The sequence below is a fragment of the Chryseobacterium sp. JUb7 genome (assembly GCF_024806495.1).
GTDB lineage: Bacteria > Bacteroidota > Bacteroidia > Flavobacteriales > Weeksellaceae > Chryseobacterium.
The window spans coordinates 258,480-274,127 of the sequence record NZ_JANUFF010000002.1 but is presented as its reverse complement, the minus strand read 5'-3'; the positions used below and the strand labels follow the sequence as shown (position 1 = coordinate 274,127).

Below are 15,648 nucleotides of genomic sequence, written 5' to 3'. Positions count from 1 at the left end.
TTTTCCTTTTTTTAATATGAGGTCTTTAAACGCCGGCAAAATTATAAAATAATCTTAATTTTGCAATGTTATATCATGAGTCCGAATGCCGAAAAATATTCACACCTAATTAAAACCAAAGCCAAAAGTTTTGGGTTTCAGAACTGTGGTATTTCCAAAGCTGATTTTCTGGAAGAAGATGCCCGTCATCTTGAAAAATGGCTGAAAAATAATTTTCATGGCGAAATGAAGTACATGGAAAATCATTTTGATAAAAGACTCGATCCGAGATTATTGGTAGAAGGCTCAAAATCGGTGATTTCATTGTCTTATAATTATTTTCCTGAAGATAAAATCTCAACGCTGGAGAATTTTAAAATTTCCAAATATGCTTATGCCGAAGATTATCATGAGGTAATCAAGGAGATTCTTCGTGAAATGGTAGCTGAATTACAGGAAGAAATCGGGGAGTTTGGCTTTCGTGTTTTTGTAGACTCTGCTCCGATTTTAGAAAGAAGCTGGGCCAAAAAATCGGGAATTGGCTGGGTAGGAAAAAATGCTAATCTAATTACAAAGCAGAACGGCTCTTTTTATTTTCTAGCAGAAATTATTTGTGATTTAGAGCTGGTTCCTGATCATGAAACGACCGATCACTGCGGAACCTGTCGGAAATGTATCGATGCATGTCCTACTAATGCCATTATCTCAGAAAAAGTAGTGGACGGAAGCAAATGTATTTCATATGCTACAATCGAATTAAAAAATGAAATTCCGGATTATTTTCAGGATAAAATGGACGACTGGATGTTTGGCTGTGATGTCTGTCAGGATGTTTGCCCATGGAACCGTTTTTCGGCGCCTCATCATCAGACCAGGTTTAAACCCAACGATTCTCTGAAAAGTTTTAAAAAAGGAGAATGGAAAGAGCTCACTCAGGAATTATTCTCGGAAATTTTCAGAAAATCACCCGTGAAAAGGACTAAGTTCGCAGGACTTAAGCGTAATATTGAGTTTTTAGAGAAATATTCGGATAAAAAATAGCTCCCATTTTTGGTGACAAATCCTCATTTGGAATTGACAAGTTCCAAAACCATAGCGGGTAAACGACCATTCCTTACATTTTGTATTGTAAAGAGGTGAAGATTTATTCAGATAAAAAGGGCTAAAAGTCTTTTCCTAAAAAGAAAAATTGACTTTCATGAGATACATATCTCATCGAAAATCAACGTTTTTTCTGTACTCTTTTTGGAGCTACTTTTACTCTGATTTTAAATCTTTTTTGGGATTTTATATTTTTACGCATATTTGTGAGTGTTTCGTAACTAAATTTAGCATATTTTTCGATTAAAACAAATACTTTTACGAAAAATTGTAGATTAAATTTTATTAATTCATTTAAAAACATGATTGTGAAAAAGATGATTTTACTCATACTGAAAGCTTTAGGGATTATTTTGGGAATTGTAGTTCTGTATGTAGCTGCTGGATATGCATTGCCGTTTATCGAAGTTTCAGCAAAAGAGGATGGGCAGAAGAAAGAAATCCCTGTTTATATTTACACCAATGGCGTTCATACTGATATTGTAATGCCCGTAAAAACCGACATTCAGGATTGGAGTACTAAAATCCCTTTTACCAACACAAAATCAAAAAAAACCGATTATCAGTACGTGGGAATAGGATGGGGCGACAAAGGCTTTTATCTGGATACTCCGACGTGGGCAGATTTGAAATTTTCGACCGCTTTTAAAGCTGCTTTCTGGTTAAGCGAGTCAGCCATGCACTGTACGTATTACAGAACAATTAAGGAAGGGAGCGACTGTAAGCAGATTATGATCAGTAAAAATCAGTATAAAAAATTGGTGAAATTTGTTGATGATAAATTTGACAGAGATCCCAACGGTAACTTTATACTCATTCCTACCAATGCCGTGTACAGTGATAACGATGCATTTTATGATGCAAAAGGAAAATACAGTTTTTTAAATACCTGTAATACATGGGCAAATGATGCTTTGAAAGCTGCAGATCAGAAAGCCGCCCTATGGACTCCTTCCGATTATGGAATATTTTTACACTATAAATAATTTCAGTGAGAATTTTTAGTCTGATTTTTGCATTTCTGTTGTTGTCTTCATGTAAAACAGAAAAAAAGAATAATGTTCAGCCAGTTGATGAACTCTTAAAAGTAGAAAAAAAGCCTGAAATTAATCCTGATAAAACAAAATCCAAAGCAGAGGAAGCATTGTTGTTTTGCAAAGCAAAGAATCTGAATACCGATTTTTGTATTTTAATTGATATGAGTCTTCATTCAGGGGTGAAAAGGTTTATGGTCTGGGACTTTAAAACGGCTTCAATTTCAAAAAAATATCTTGTAGGACATGGTTGTGGCAACAATCCGTGGAGTATGGACGGTTCAAAAGATAATCCGTCATTTAGTAATGAAGACGGAAGTCATCTTTCATCATTAGGAAAGTATAAACTGCAGGGCAGAGGTCACAGCGATTGGGGAATTAATATCAAATATCTGATGCACGGTCTGGAAGAAACGAATAATAATGCTTTAAAAAGATTTATTGTTTTTCATTCCTGGAATATGATGAGTGATGATGACGTTTTTCCAAAAGGTTCTCCCGAAGGTTGGGGTTGTCCCACTATTTCAAACAATGCGATGAAAGAGATTGATCCTGTGATTCAGAATTCTCAAAAAGCTGTTTTAATGTGGATTTATAATTAAAATTAAAAAAATGAAGCACCAATTTTATCGTGAACAGCAACTAAACTGTGATATTAAAACCGCGTGGAAGTTCTTTTCTTCTGCAAATAATCTCTCGGAAATTACTCCGAAAGACATGAAATTTGTGGTTCTTACAACATTTGAAAATGATGAGATCTATGAAGGAATGATCATTGACTATTTTGTATCCCCTTTATTTGGAATTAAAATGAAATGGCAGACGGAAATTATCCACGTAGATTTTCAAAAGAGCTTTACTGATTTTCAAAAGAAAGGTCCCTACAAATTATGGCATCATTTCCATGAATTTATTGAAAACGAAAATGGCGTCTTAATGAAAGATACTGTAGATTACGAATTACCGTTTGGATTTTTAGGAGAAATTGCTCACGGAATTATTGTAAAAAAGAAACTTGAAGATATTTTCAACTATCGTTATCAGGTTTTAGAAAAATATTTTAATAATAATTAAATGGAGAAAGTAAATGTTTTCTGGTTTCGCAGAGATTTAAGATTGAATGATAATACCGGATTATATCATGCCTTGAAGTCAAACAAAAAAGTTTTGCCTGTTTTTATTTTTGATACAGATATATTAAATAAACTTGAAAATAAATACGATAGAAGAGTAGATTATATTCATCAGGCTTTACAGCATATTCATAATGAACTGAAATCACATGGAAGCGCCCTTACCATCCATCATGGTAAACCCTTGGATATTTTTAAAGAATTAACTGAAAAATATGATATTGAAACCGTATTCTGTAACAGAGATTACGAACCTCAAGCGATAAAACGAGACGGGGAAGTTGAAAAATTTCTTCAGAAAAATAATGTTGATTTTAAAGATTATAAAGATCAGGTCGTTTTTGAAAAGAATGAAGTGGTGAAAAATGACGGAACACCTTACACTGTATTTACTCCCTACTCAAAAAAATGGCTCGAAATTTTTAAAAAGGAAGAGGTAAAAGGTGTTAGAACAGATTTCACCCAGTTTCTTTCTTATAGATCTCATTTTCCCAAGCTGGAAGATATTGGTTTTATAAAAACAGACTTAGAATTCAGACTGCCGGTTTTACAGAAGAAAATTATTGATACTTACGATCAATACAGAGATTTTCCTGCTTTGGATCATACAACTCATCTGGGTATTGCGCTGCGGTTTGGGACTATTTCAATTCGAAAGTGTGTAGAATTTGCATCGGAGCATAATCAGACCTGGCTGAAAGAGCTGATCTGGAGAGAATTTTTTATGCAGATTTTATATAATTTTCCGAAGGTTGTCCATCACAGTTTTAAAGAGAAATATGAAAATATCAAATGGAGGAACGATGAAAAAGAGTTTAAGCTCTGGTGTGAAGGAAAAACTGGCTATCCGATTGTAGATGCGGGAATGCGCCAGCTTAACGAAACCGGATTTATGCATAACAGAGTGCGTATGGTTGTGGCAAGCTTTCTTACAAAACATCTTTTAATCGACTGGCGATGGGGAGAGGCTTATTTTGCAGAAAAACTATTGGATTATGAGCTGTCATCCAACAACGGAAATTGGCAGTGGGCAGCAGGTTGTGGTTGCGATGCAGCGCCTTATTTCAGAGTTTTTAATCCTTCTGAGCAGACTAAAAAGTTTGATAAAGATTTAAAATATATTAAAACCTGGCTTTCTGAAAAAGAAATCGATAGAGAGCCTATTGTAGAACATACTTTGGGGAGACAGAGGGCTCTTGAAGTATACGGTAAAGCAGTGAAGGAAAATTAATTTAAGATAAAAATATATTAATCTACCCGTTGTGCATTTTGCAAAATTTTGGTATTAGATTCGTCAGTTCGGGTGTTTTTTTGTAACAAAGTGGAGAAAAAATGTATCGAGAAAAGATTCACCTTCAAAATTACAAACTTCTCGATACGATTTTTTTCAAAAATCTACTCGAAGTAACGAAAACAAATTAAAATGCATAACGGGTATTAATCTTTTATTTTTAACGTATCACTTTTAAAATTAAGTTTTTTTAACATTTTAAAGCCCGGCTACTCCTCAAAAAATGCCTATTTTTGCGGAATATTTACCGTTTTTATTCAAAAACAAAATGTTCACATTGAGCATGGCAAGTCTTAGGTCGTTTATCTTTTTTTATTTTATGTTGGTTTTTACCCTTTTCAATTCGAATTGGGCAGAAAAATCATTAAATAAAATTCCTTGTGTACCTCCTCCAACCAATATTACGGTGTTGGATGTATATGAGGAGGCAGATATGAATACTCATGCACTGCCTGCTGCTTCAAAAATCCTTAAATATTCAATTCGAAAAGAAGACGGTCAGGCAACCATTGAGGCCCTGTCCGCTATTCATGATGTTCCGAAAAGAGGTCTTTCTGTAATTTCGGAATTCGTGGTTTGTGGGGTAAAAGCATTTCTCCATCTTCTCCAGCTCTTTTAGCTAAGTTATTTAAATCCAGTTTACTTTAACGAAATTTTTATAACTAAAAAAATATTACATGTATTTTAAAAACGTAATAATTTGCTGTCTGGCAATATTATTCGCTGTGTCATGCAGTAAAGCCGAGAAAATAAAAGATCAAAAAATAACCGACGTTCCCGTTCTGAAAATCAAAGAAAAAGATACGCTGGTTACCAATCAGTTTGTAACGGATATTCAGGCCAAAAAGAATGTTGAAATCCGTGCCAGAATCGGAGGTATTATCCAGAAAATGTATGTCAATGAAGGTCAGTTTGTGAAAAAAGGACAACCTTTATTTAAGATCAGCGATTCTGAACTTCAAATGGAATTATTAAAAGCTAATGCCGCCTTAAAACAGGCAGATGCAGATGTTCGTATTGCTGAAGTTGAATTAAAACAGATTGAAAGTCTCTATGCCAAAAAATTTGTAGCCAGTAACGAATTGGAAATGGTGAAAGCTAGGCTTTCTTCTGCCCGTGCAAAGCGTTCATATGCTGATGCTGAGAAAAAAACAGTCTTACAGAAGATCAGTTTTACGAATCTTGTAGCCCCTTTTGATGGCGTAATCGATACAATTCCTTATAAAGACGGGAGTCTGGTTGAAAACGGCTCTCTTTTGACCACACTATCACAACTGAACGAAGTCTATGCCTATTTTTCTATTCCCGAAAATATGTATTTTGAATTGCTGGCAAATGACCGACTCGGAAAGCATCAGAAAATTGAATTGACACTGCCCAATGGTGTAAATTATCAATACAACGGAACCCTGAAAACTGCTGAAGGAGAAATAGACCGTGCCACAGGATCTATCCAGTATAAGGTGGTTTTCCCGAATCCGGAGCATTTAATAAAACATGGAACTTCCGGAAAGCTTGTTATTTCAGAATATCAGCCTAAATCAGTTATTATTCCTCAGAAATCTACTTTTTCTATTCAGGATAAGACCTATGTTTTTGCTGTTGATGACCAGAATAAAGTGAAGATGACCAACATCAAAATAGGTACGACTTTAAGAGATTCCTATCTCGTGGAAGGCGGATTGAAAAATGGTGATTTAATCATTTATGAAGGAACACAGTCTGTAAAAGACGGTGACAGGATTAATATTAAAAAGAAGCTTTAATCTTTCATAAATTTTAAATCAATTAGCGATGGTAGAAATGTTTATAAGGCGAAAGGTTCTTTCGCTGGTTATTTCCATATTATTTGTTTTACTGGGAATTATGGCATTGTTGAAAATGCCCATTACCCAATTTCCCGATATTGTGCCACCTTCTGTAACGGTGACAGCAAAATATACGGGAGCTAATGCTGAGGTTTCGGCCAATGCAGTGGCGCTGCCTTTAGAACGCGCAATTAACGGAGTTCCCGGAATGACATACATGTCAACAGTGACTTCCAATGATGGTCTGACTTTGATTCAGGTGTTTTTTGAAGTCGGTACCGATCCGGATGTGGCGGCTGTGAATGTTCAGAACAGAGTGACCACCATTCTTGACGAACTTCCTGAAGAGGTGATCCGCGCCGGAGTTACCACAGAAAAGGAAGTGAACAGTATGCTGATGTATCTGAACATCACCAGTACCGACGAAAGTCAGGATGAGCAGTTCATTTATAACTTTACGGATATTAACGTTCTTCAGGAGTTGAAGCGTATCGATGGGGTGGGACGTGCTGAAATCATGGGGCAAAAAGAATATTCCATGAGAGTTTGGCTTGATCCTCAGAAAATGGCATCCTATAATATTTCTGCGGATGAAGTGGTGAGTTCTTTGCAAAAGCAGAATATTTCCGCTGCTCCCGGAAAAGTAGGGGAGACCTCAGGGAAAACATCGAGCCAGCTTCAATATGTTGTAAAATATAAAGGGAAATTTTTTGAGCCTAAGCAATATGAAGAAGTTCCTATCCGATCTGATGAAAACGGGACAATTTTAAAGCTTAAAGATATTGCTAAAGTAGAATTTGGAGCTATGAACTACGGAATGGTTTCCAAAACCAACGGAAGACCTTCCGCATCTATTATGATGAAGCAGAGACCGGGTTCCAATGCATCTGAAGTTATCGAAAATGTAAAAGCCAAAATGGAAGAGCTGAAAGGCTCCTCTTTTCCTCCCGGTATGGAGTTTAATATGGCATATGACGTGTCAAGATTTTTGGATGCTTCTATCGGTGCGGTTTTAATGACCCTTATTGAAGCTTTTATTTTGGTGGGAATTGTTGTATTTATTTTCCTTCAGGACTGGCGTTCAACATTAATTCCTGTTTTAGCAGTTCCTGTAGCGCTGGTCGGAACATTTGCATTTATGAATATGCTTGATTTCTCCGTGAATTTGCTGACGTTATTCGCATTGGTTCTCGCCATTGGTATCGTCGTGGATAATGCCATTGTCGTTGTCGAAGCTGTTCACGTAAAAATGGAAGAGGGTTTACAGCCTTTAGAAGCTACAATCAGTGCTATGAAAGAAATAGCAGGTGCCGTTATTGCAATTACAATTGTGATGTCTGCAGTATTTATTCCGGTAGCTTTTTTAGAAGGACCTGTAGGGGTATTTTATAGGCAGTTTTCATTAACGCTGGCGATAAGTATTGTTATTTCGGGAGTCAATGCTCTGACGTTGACTCCGGCTTTATGTGCCATTATTTTAAAACCTCACAATCACGATAAAAAGAAAACGTTTGTCGATAAACTCTTCCAAAAATTTAATGAAGGTTTTGACGGACTTACGAATAAATACACTGAAATTCTTTCAAAGTTTGCAACAAGAACAACGGTTACGTTCGGACTGCTGTTTCTTTTTATCGGACTGACTTTTGTAACCAGTAAATTTTTACCGACCGGATTTATCCCAATGGAAGACCAGGGAATGGTTTATGTAAGCGTTACCACTCCACAAGGCGCAACTGTTGAACGAACCGAAAAGGTGCTGGATGAGGTTACGGTAATTGCTAAAAAGATTAAAGGGGTTGAAAATGTAACAACTCTTGCAGGATACAGTATCGTGACAGAAATAGCGGGTTCATCATATGGTATGGCAATGATCAACCTTAAAGACTGGAAAGAACGGAATATATCAGTGAATGACTTAATCGCAGAGCTTTCAGAAAAAACAAAAGGAATCTCCGATGCCCAGATAGAAATTTTTGCACCACCTACTGTTCCCGGATTTGGAAATACGAGTGGCTTTGAATTGCGTTTACTCGACAGAACCGGTGGAACAGTTGAAAATACAGATAAAATAACAAAGGAGTTTGTTAAAAAGCTCAATTCGGCTCCTGAATTACAAAACAGTTTTACCAGTTTTGATGCTACCTTCCCGCAATATATGATCAATATTGATTATGATATGGCTGCCAAGAAGGGAATTTCTGTGGATAATGCTATGTCGACGTTACAAACAATGCTGGGGTCTTATTATGCCACCAACTTTATCCGTTTCAGTCAGATGTACAAAGTGATGGTTCAGGCAAGTCCTGAGCATAGAGACCGTCCCGAAAGTATTCTGAATTTGTATCTAAAAAATGACAAAGGTGAAATGGTTCCTTTTTCAACATTTATCACCATTGAAAAAGTATACGGTCCTGAAGTTCTGACCCGGTATAATATGTATATGTCAGCTATGATTAACGGTGAAGCTGCTCATGGATACAGTTCGGGAGATGCTATCGCTGCTGTTGAAAGAGTGGCCAAAGAAACACTTCCCAAAGGGTTCGATATCGAATGGTCGGGAATGACCAGAGAGGAAATCTTATCGGGAAATCAGACGGTTTATATTTTTATGATCTGCCTGCTTTTCGTCTACCTCTTATTAGCGGCTCAATATGAAAGTTTCCTTCTGCCAATGCCGGTTTTATTAAGTCTGCCGACAGGGATTTTCGGATCTTATATCGCGTTGGTACTGGCGGGTCTTGATAATAATATTTATGCACAGGTAGCCTTGGTGATGTTGATCGGTCTTTTGGCTAAAAATGCTATTTTGATTGTAGAATTTGCTGTAGCAAGGCATAAAGAGGGTTATGATATTGTTCCGGCAGCTATTGAAGGGGCGAAACAGCGTCTTCGTCCGATTCTGATGACTTCCTTTGCCTTTGTAGCGGGGTTGATTCCGTTGTGTATTGCTTCCGGGGCAGGAGCGATAGGAAACCGCTCCATCGGTACTGCAGCAGCGGGAGGAATGTTGATCGGGACCGTTTTCGGATTAGTAATTATTCCGGGGCTGTACATATTTTTTGCAAAACTTGAAAATAAGAAGAAAAATGAAGAGATTAAATCATAGAAATATATTGTACGGAATTGCTGTTTTCAGTTTGGCTTCATGTGCAACTCCAAAAGTCAGTGAGCTTAAAAAAGCGAAGGAATTACCCGATGAAATTATAAAAACAGAACAAAATTCTACTCAATTTCAGCAGATCAATTTAAAAGCATATTTTACAGATCAGCATTTACTGGAACTTTTTGATAAAGTGGTACAGGCCAATCCTGATTTTCAGATTGCTCAGCAGCGGGTGGAGATTGCGAACAGTTTTCTTCAGCGCTCAAAAATGGACCTGCTGCCTTCTCTGGAAATTGGAGCGAATGCTTCAGGTGACCGGTACGGAAAATATACCATGGAAGGTGTTGGAAATTATGACACCAATCTGTCTCCCAATATTACGGAAGATCAGAAAATAAACCGTGATTTTACACCTAATTACTGGTTGGGAGCAAGAAGCAGTTGGGAAATTGATACATGGGGAAAGCTGAAGAATAAAAAACTGGCTGCTCAAAAGAAGTATCTGGCTTCCACAGAAGGACTGAGGTTATTACAGGTAGAACTGTTCACCGATATTGCAAATTTATATTACCAGTTGGTGGCTCTTGATAACCGATTGGCGATTTACCAGAAAAATTATAACCTTCAGCAGAGAGCCTTTGAAATTGTTCTGGCTCAGCGGGAAGTCGGAAAAGCTACAGAATTGGCCGTACAGCAGTTTAAGGCACAGAATAATAACTGGCTCGCAGAAATTGAACATATTAAAGTTGAAATTGTCACAGTGGAGCAGGCAATGACCACCTTAACCGGAAGCTATGGCGGAGAAATCAGTCGCGGAACTGTTTTGATGCCTACCAATATGGAAATTTTAAATAAAAATATTAATGTAGAAGCAGTTATTCATTCCAGACCGGATGTAGCAGCTAATTATTACGTACTCGAGTCTTCTCAGGCGGATGCAAAAGCTGCAAAGGCCGCATTTTATCCTAAAATTGATCTGGGGGCTAGTTTTGGTTTGAATGCTTTTTCAACAGGTACTTTTTTCAATCCAGCTTCTCTTGCAGGACAACTTTTAGGAGGTTTGATGGTTCCTGTTTTTAATAAAGGACAATTAAAATATGAGTTTAATGTGGCCAATAAAGAACAGGAAATTGCTTTTCTAAATTATCAGAAAAGTGTGACAACGGCTTTTAATGAGCTTCAGTCTATTTTGAAGCAGACCAAAATTTATGAAAAGGTTTTAAAATTAAAAGCAGAAGAAGTCGGTTTTCTTGATCGAGGTGTTGAGGTTTCCAATGATCTGTATGTAACGGGCTATGCGAATTATTTTGAATTAATTAATTCTCAGAAAAGCAAGCTGCAGGCAGAGTTGGATTTACTGCAGTTTAAACATCAGAATACCCGGAACAATGTTTTACTGTTTAAAGCATTAGGAGGAAAATTAAATTGATAATCAGTCCCGGGTCATTTTTGATTCGGGATTTTTGTTTTGAAATTTTTATCAATTATCTTTACTTTAAGAAAACTGCCATGAAAAAAATCCTTTCTAAAATAATAGTATTAATTATTTGCTTCACCTTTATGAATTCTTTTTGCCAGAAAAAGGATGAACAAAAATGTGAATTGATGATTGTTTCTGAAAATATAGTTTTTGAAATCGATAATAATGATGCGGAAGACTTGTATAAAAAACAATTGGCAGCTTATCATAACGATAATAACGAGTTTGATTTTATTTTTTATCATGCTGTATCTGGGGAAAAGGATAAGACGCTTAGGAGGATTTATAAGACGGATAATCAATGGTTTTATACTGAACTTATCAATGGGAATCTGAGTTCACAAAAGGAACTTTCTATTGATGAAACTCAATTGAAAACCTTATTGGTACATTTTAAAACAAAAGGAATCCTTCAAAACTGTGGATTATGTCTGCATTGCCCCACGTATGTCAGTTTGATTAAATATGGTAATCAGTTTTTCAGTTACAATTACAGTCAAAATATCAGTCATTTAAGCGAAAGCGAATTAAAGCTAATAGCGCCTTACAAGACTATTCTTGATTTTTTTAGAAAATATAATATAGAATTAACCAGGTAATAGTTTTCTGCTCAGCATTATTTTTAGAAAACTTTATTATTTAATGTACCGCGATTATTACCGACTTTTACTAATTTCGAGGATTATTTACATTTAAAAGTTAATTTTTATGTTGCAGAAATTTTCGGCAGTTTTATGTTTTGTTTTTCTGACGCTTGGCTCTTTTGTTTTTGGACAGGAAATACCATGCGTTACGAGTGGAACATATTATGCATTCAGTGGAGGGAAAGGGCTTCCGCTCAAATATAATATTGTTGATGGGTTTATTGAAGTGAAAGAAATGAGGAAGGATAAAGATGAGTTACTGACTACCTATAAAATTTCAAAAGTTGTAAAATGTAACTACAGAAATCCTTCAAATTCAAACTTAATCTTTAAAATAAACTCTTATGATAAAGTGAGCGATACTTACGGAGATAAAGAATCTGAGATTGAAATCAATATCATGGAAGGGAAAGGCAAAATTTTTGTACGCCAGCCCGGCTTACCCGAAATTGCCAACAGAGCAAGTTCCATGGCGCCAAGAAGGTAAGAGAATACGATTTAATATGAATCTCCGGAATTTAATTTTCGGAGATTTTTTTATGTGAAATATTTAAGGTAGGTTTTTATTTATTTCGATCCAACGGTGCTCGTTATAAAGGATTTTAAAAGAATTTTACGCTGACAGTTTTGTTTTAGATAAGCTGTTTCTCATTTGAAGTAAGCTCAAAAAACTTTTATTACTGGTATAACATTCTGTTTACCAGATATATTACATCTTTAAAAAAATGTGAATTTAAAAATAGAATATTTATAAAAATGATATAAAATCAAAAACCTCTGAAAATCAAAAGATTTCAGAGGTTTTTTGTACCCAGGACCGAACTACTATATTTTTTTAGTGAATTTTAATTAGCTTTAATTGTTTGTATATTGTTATATTTGAGTTAGATAAAATTTGATTATTTAAAGTTTAGTCAGTTTTTTTGATTTTAATTTTTAAAATGATCCCCTTTTTATTCCCCCTTTATTTTGTTTCATCTATTTTAAATTTAAAATGAAGTACTATTTCGAATTAAGAAAGGATAAAGTAACTCAAGATAGCTTAATGCCTATTCGTGTTTTAATAAAACATGAGAAGACAATTATTAAACGCAATACTGGTGAAAGTTGTGAGCTTAGATACTGGAATGGATTTAGAGTTTCACCAAACTCTAAAAAAGAAAAATACAATAATCATTTAGAAATTAATGAAACATTACAATCTCTTGAGAATAGAATTAATGATGTTTTTCTTTTTTTTAGAGCCAATAAAATTCCATTTAATAAAGAGACTTTTATTGAAAAGTTTGATTCCAAAGACATAGTAGTTTCTAGTTTTGATTTTTTTACTTGTTTTGATGAATTTATTGAGATAGGTAAATTATCCAAAGCTTATAATACAACGAAAGCACAGACTACTGTCAAAAATTTTTTAAAAGAATTTGAAAATGATACTAATTACAAAGTTGAATTTGAATCAATAAACGATCGTTTTTTTGAAGAATTATCCAGGTATTGTTTTATTGAAAGAGAAATAAAAAATAATTATTTCGCTAAGATCATTGCTGTATTGAAAACAATGCTCCGATTCAGTATTAAGAAAGGATATCATAATAAAAGAGACTTTGAGGATTTTAAGGCTACGGAGCATGATATTGATATTATATACCTAACATTTGATGAGCTCTTAAAGTTAAATAATCACGATTTCGATAATGATAGACTAAGCCATGTTCGTGATTTCTATTGTATGGGTTGCTTTACAGGCTTAAGGTTTTCTGATTTAGCAAAGCTCCATCTAGCCAATATATCGGAGGATCATATTGTACTATCTATACAGAAGACGAAAACACAAAATCATGCTATAAAGATAAATAAGTACGCTAAAGCGATTCTTGATAAATATAAGGGTACAATCTATGAGCCATTACCTTCAATTTCCCAACAGAAATTTAACGATTATATAAAGGAATGTTGTGAAAAGGCAGAGATTGATACAATGACAACTATAAATTGGTTTGTAGGTTCTAAAAAAGTTTCCAAAACAGTCCCCAAGTTTGAGCTTATCAGTAGCCATACAGCCAGAAAGACCTTTATAACCAACTCTCTTCTATTAGGTATGGAGCCAAAAGCAATTAAGAAGATTGCAAATATTAAGAAAGATGCTGTTTTGGATAAATATATGAAAGTTACTGAAGCGTTTACTGATGATCAAATGGATAAAGCATGGAAATAAACAAGTTGAATTTTACGAGATATTTATATAATTCTGAAGTGGCTCAAGTCATTTTAAATGAATATTTCTATGAGAATGCTGGTGTTTTAAATATGCTTGAAAAGTATGAGGAAATTTCTTATTTAGATTTATCCTCACAGTTTTTTTTCTTATACCGAGAGAGAGAAAAATTTATCCATAATAACAGTCACTTTTTAAATTCTAATTTACAACATTTACAATCTGTTTTTGGACTTTTATTCATATATGAAGCCAAAGTCTATGATAAGGATGCCTCAGGCGTTTTTACGAAGTATAAATTGGAGAAAGGTGAATATTATTATCCAATTTCATTTACAGATTATTCTTTTCCAATCAAAGTTAATTTTGAATATGAAATAAAGAATATAAATGATGTAATTAGTTATATCTATTTATTTCTAAGTATAGAAATATTAAGAATAATAAATCTGATACTTCAGAGATATCAAAGTTCTAATTATTATGGAAAATTAAATTTATTGGGAGACTTTCAAAGTTTTAATGATACAGAATTACTTTTAATTTTTCCTTTTTTATTTAAGAATTTAGATGAATTAAAAAGTGAGATCAAGAGGATTTTTGAAGAGCAAGAGTTTGAAACAGTTTTTGATGACAAATTTGAAATTTTAAAAAATAAATTTAATAATATACTTGATGAAATTTCTCATAGAACAAAACATAACTATTTAAAATATTTCAATTTCTTTGAATTCAGAAAGAGAGGTTTGGATTTATATGATGAAAATGAAGTAATAGAAGAATATTTGAAAAGATTTAATTTTCCCCAAAAAGAAGCAGAGTATTATATTACATTCTATAGGATATCGAATGATTTTCAGTTACCTAATATTGACTTTTTACAGGATTTTGACCTAGAAATTAACATTGAAAATTCTTGGCTTGTAAATGAAGCTTTTCCATCAAAATTTAAAACTGAATCTACGGAATCTCGTATAAAGATAATAGAAAACAGTTTGGGAAATCTAAGTCTGAAATCTAATTTGGAAATAATAATAGATACAAAAGAAGTCATAAAATTATTCGATAAATTTATTGATTTAACATTCTCTGGTGTAAAGCAACCGGAATTTAAAAAAGTATTTTCAGAACTAGTTTATTTTATAAAAAATGAAAGTGCTATTGAATTACCCAAAATACAGAAAATGGATATTGAGGATATAAAACATTTTATGGGCTTTTTTGATTATTTTAAAGGAAAAATTTTCAACTATAAAATTAAAGAACTGAAGACTTTACTTCTTATCATATCTGATCAGGTTGACCATATTGAAAACTCTAGTATAGACAAGGCACATTTAAGAAACTTTAAATTAACAAAAGAAAAGATAAGGATACTAAATTCAACAGTCCCAATAGAATTTTTATAAAATTCTAAAACCCCTTATAAATAAATACATTGAGTATAAAATAGAGTCCCAAAATTATGGGACTTTTATTTTGCAGTCTTTTGATGATGAACTTTGGCTTTAGAAAAACCAATAAAAGTAAATTAAAATGTCAACATTACTTTATTCACATTCAAAAGGAGATTTAGAAAAGGCAGTAGAAATTATTCTTTCTAAAGCAAGCAACTTTATAATTCCTGAAAAGACAGCAGAAGATCAACCTGAAGATCTTATTTCTCAAACAGCAGCTTCGAAATTCTTGCATGTCTCAATTCCTACAATTATAGATTGGAGAAAAAACAAAAATCTTCCTCATTATAATTTTAGTGGGAGGTTCTATTATTCTAAAAAAGAGCTTTTAGAATATGGTCGAAATAATAGAAAACAATAATTCAGGGCAATGAAAGATTTACATCAGTTGATTACAGAA

The 15,648-nt window shown here is 34.0% G+C and carries 14 protein-coding genes; all 14 read left to right on the top strand.

The window, feature by feature from the left end:
* The first annotated feature begins 75 nt into the window (after window positions 1-75).
* The 14 genes from queG to M2373_RS04730 all read left to right on the top strand — a co-directional run bounded on the left by queG (window position 76) and on the right by M2373_RS04730 (window position 15,609).
* Window positions 76-1,020 carry a tRNA epoxyqueuosine(34) reductase QueG gene (gene queG / locus M2373_RS04795; protein ID WP_259108892.1) on the top strand — a complete coding sequence of 315 codons (945 nt, stop codon included), beginning with the start codon at window positions 76-78 and terminating at the stop codon, window positions 1,018-1,020.
* A 368-nt stretch (window positions 1,021-1,388) separates the two neighbouring features.
* Window positions 1,389-2,066, top strand: a complete 678-nt coding sequence (locus tag M2373_RS04790) for a TIGR02117 family protein (protein WP_259108154.1) — start codon at window positions 1,389-1,391, stop codon at window positions 2,064-2,066.
* A 5-nt stretch (window positions 2,067-2,071) separates the two neighbouring features.
* Complete coding sequence (locus M2373_RS04785; RefSeq protein ID WP_259108151.1) at window positions 2,072-2,716, top strand: murein L,D-transpeptidase catalytic domain family protein; 645 nt, start codon at window positions 2,072-2,074, stop codon at window positions 2,714-2,716.
* A 10-nt stretch (window positions 2,717-2,726) separates the two neighbouring features.
* The gene (locus M2373_RS04780; RefSeq protein ID WP_259108149.1) at window positions 2,727-3,188 is read left to right on the top strand and encodes an SRPBCC family protein; all 462 of its coding nucleotides are present in this window, start codon (window positions 2,727-2,729) and stop codon (window positions 3,186-3,188) included.
* The gene (locus M2373_RS04775) at window positions 3,189-4,478 is read left to right on the top strand and encodes a deoxyribodipyrimidine photo-lyase (protein WP_259108146.1); all 1,290 of its coding nucleotides are present in this window, start codon (window positions 3,189-3,191) and stop codon (window positions 4,476-4,478) included. It abuts the gene before it with no gap.
* Window positions 4,479-4,761: 283 nt separating this feature from the next.
* Window positions 4,762-5,157: a hypothetical protein gene (locus M2373_RS04770; protein ID WP_259108144.1), complete on the top strand. Its 396-nt coding sequence runs from the start codon at window positions 4,762-4,764 to the stop codon at window positions 5,155-5,157.
* A 58-nt stretch (window positions 5,158-5,215) separates the two neighbouring features.
* Window positions 5,216-6,304: an efflux RND transporter periplasmic adaptor subunit gene (locus tag M2373_RS04765; RefSeq protein ID WP_259108142.1), complete on the top strand. Its 1,089-nt coding sequence runs from the start codon at window positions 5,216-5,218 to the stop codon at window positions 6,302-6,304.
* A gap of 28 nt (window positions 6,305-6,332) precedes the next feature.
* On the top strand, window positions 6,333-9,455 hold the full coding sequence (locus tag M2373_RS04760; protein ID WP_259108139.1) for an efflux RND transporter permease subunit: 3,123 nt from the start codon (window positions 6,333-6,335) through the stop codon (window positions 9,453-9,455).
* Window positions 9,436-10,881, top strand: a complete 1,446-nt coding sequence (locus M2373_RS04755) for a TolC family protein (RefSeq protein ID WP_259108137.1) — start codon at window positions 9,436-9,438, stop codon at window positions 10,879-10,881. The genes M2373_RS04760 and M2373_RS04755 overlap by 20 nt, the downstream gene beginning before the upstream one ends.
* An 80-nt stretch (window positions 10,882-10,961) precedes the next feature.
* Entirely contained in the window at window positions 10,962-11,531 is a 570-nt protein-coding gene (locus M2373_RS04750) for a hypothetical protein (protein WP_259108134.1), read from the top strand.
* A gap of 109 nt (window positions 11,532-11,640) precedes the next feature.
* The gene (locus M2373_RS04745; protein ID WP_259108131.1) at window positions 11,641-12,063 is read left to right on the top strand and encodes a hypothetical protein; all 423 of its coding nucleotides are present in this window, start codon (window positions 11,641-11,643) and stop codon (window positions 12,061-12,063) included.
* Window positions 12,064-12,570: 507 nt separating this feature from the next.
* The gene (locus M2373_RS04740; RefSeq protein WP_259108128.1) at window positions 12,571-13,791 is read left to right on the top strand and encodes a site-specific integrase; all 1,221 of its coding nucleotides are present in this window, start codon (window positions 12,571-12,573) and stop codon (window positions 13,789-13,791) included.
* A complete protein-coding gene (locus M2373_RS04735; protein WP_259108126.1) occupies window positions 13,782-15,200 on the top strand; it encodes a hypothetical protein in 1,419 nt (472 codons plus the stop codon). Before M2373_RS04740 ends, M2373_RS04735 begins: the two co-directional genes overlap by 10 nt.
* 127 nt (window positions 15,201-15,327) lie before the next feature.
* On the top strand, window positions 15,328-15,609 hold the full coding sequence (locus tag M2373_RS04730; RefSeq protein ID WP_209913758.1) for a helix-turn-helix domain-containing protein: 282 nt from the start codon (window positions 15,328-15,330) through the stop codon (window positions 15,607-15,609).
* Window positions 15,610-15,648: the final 39 nt, after the last annotated feature.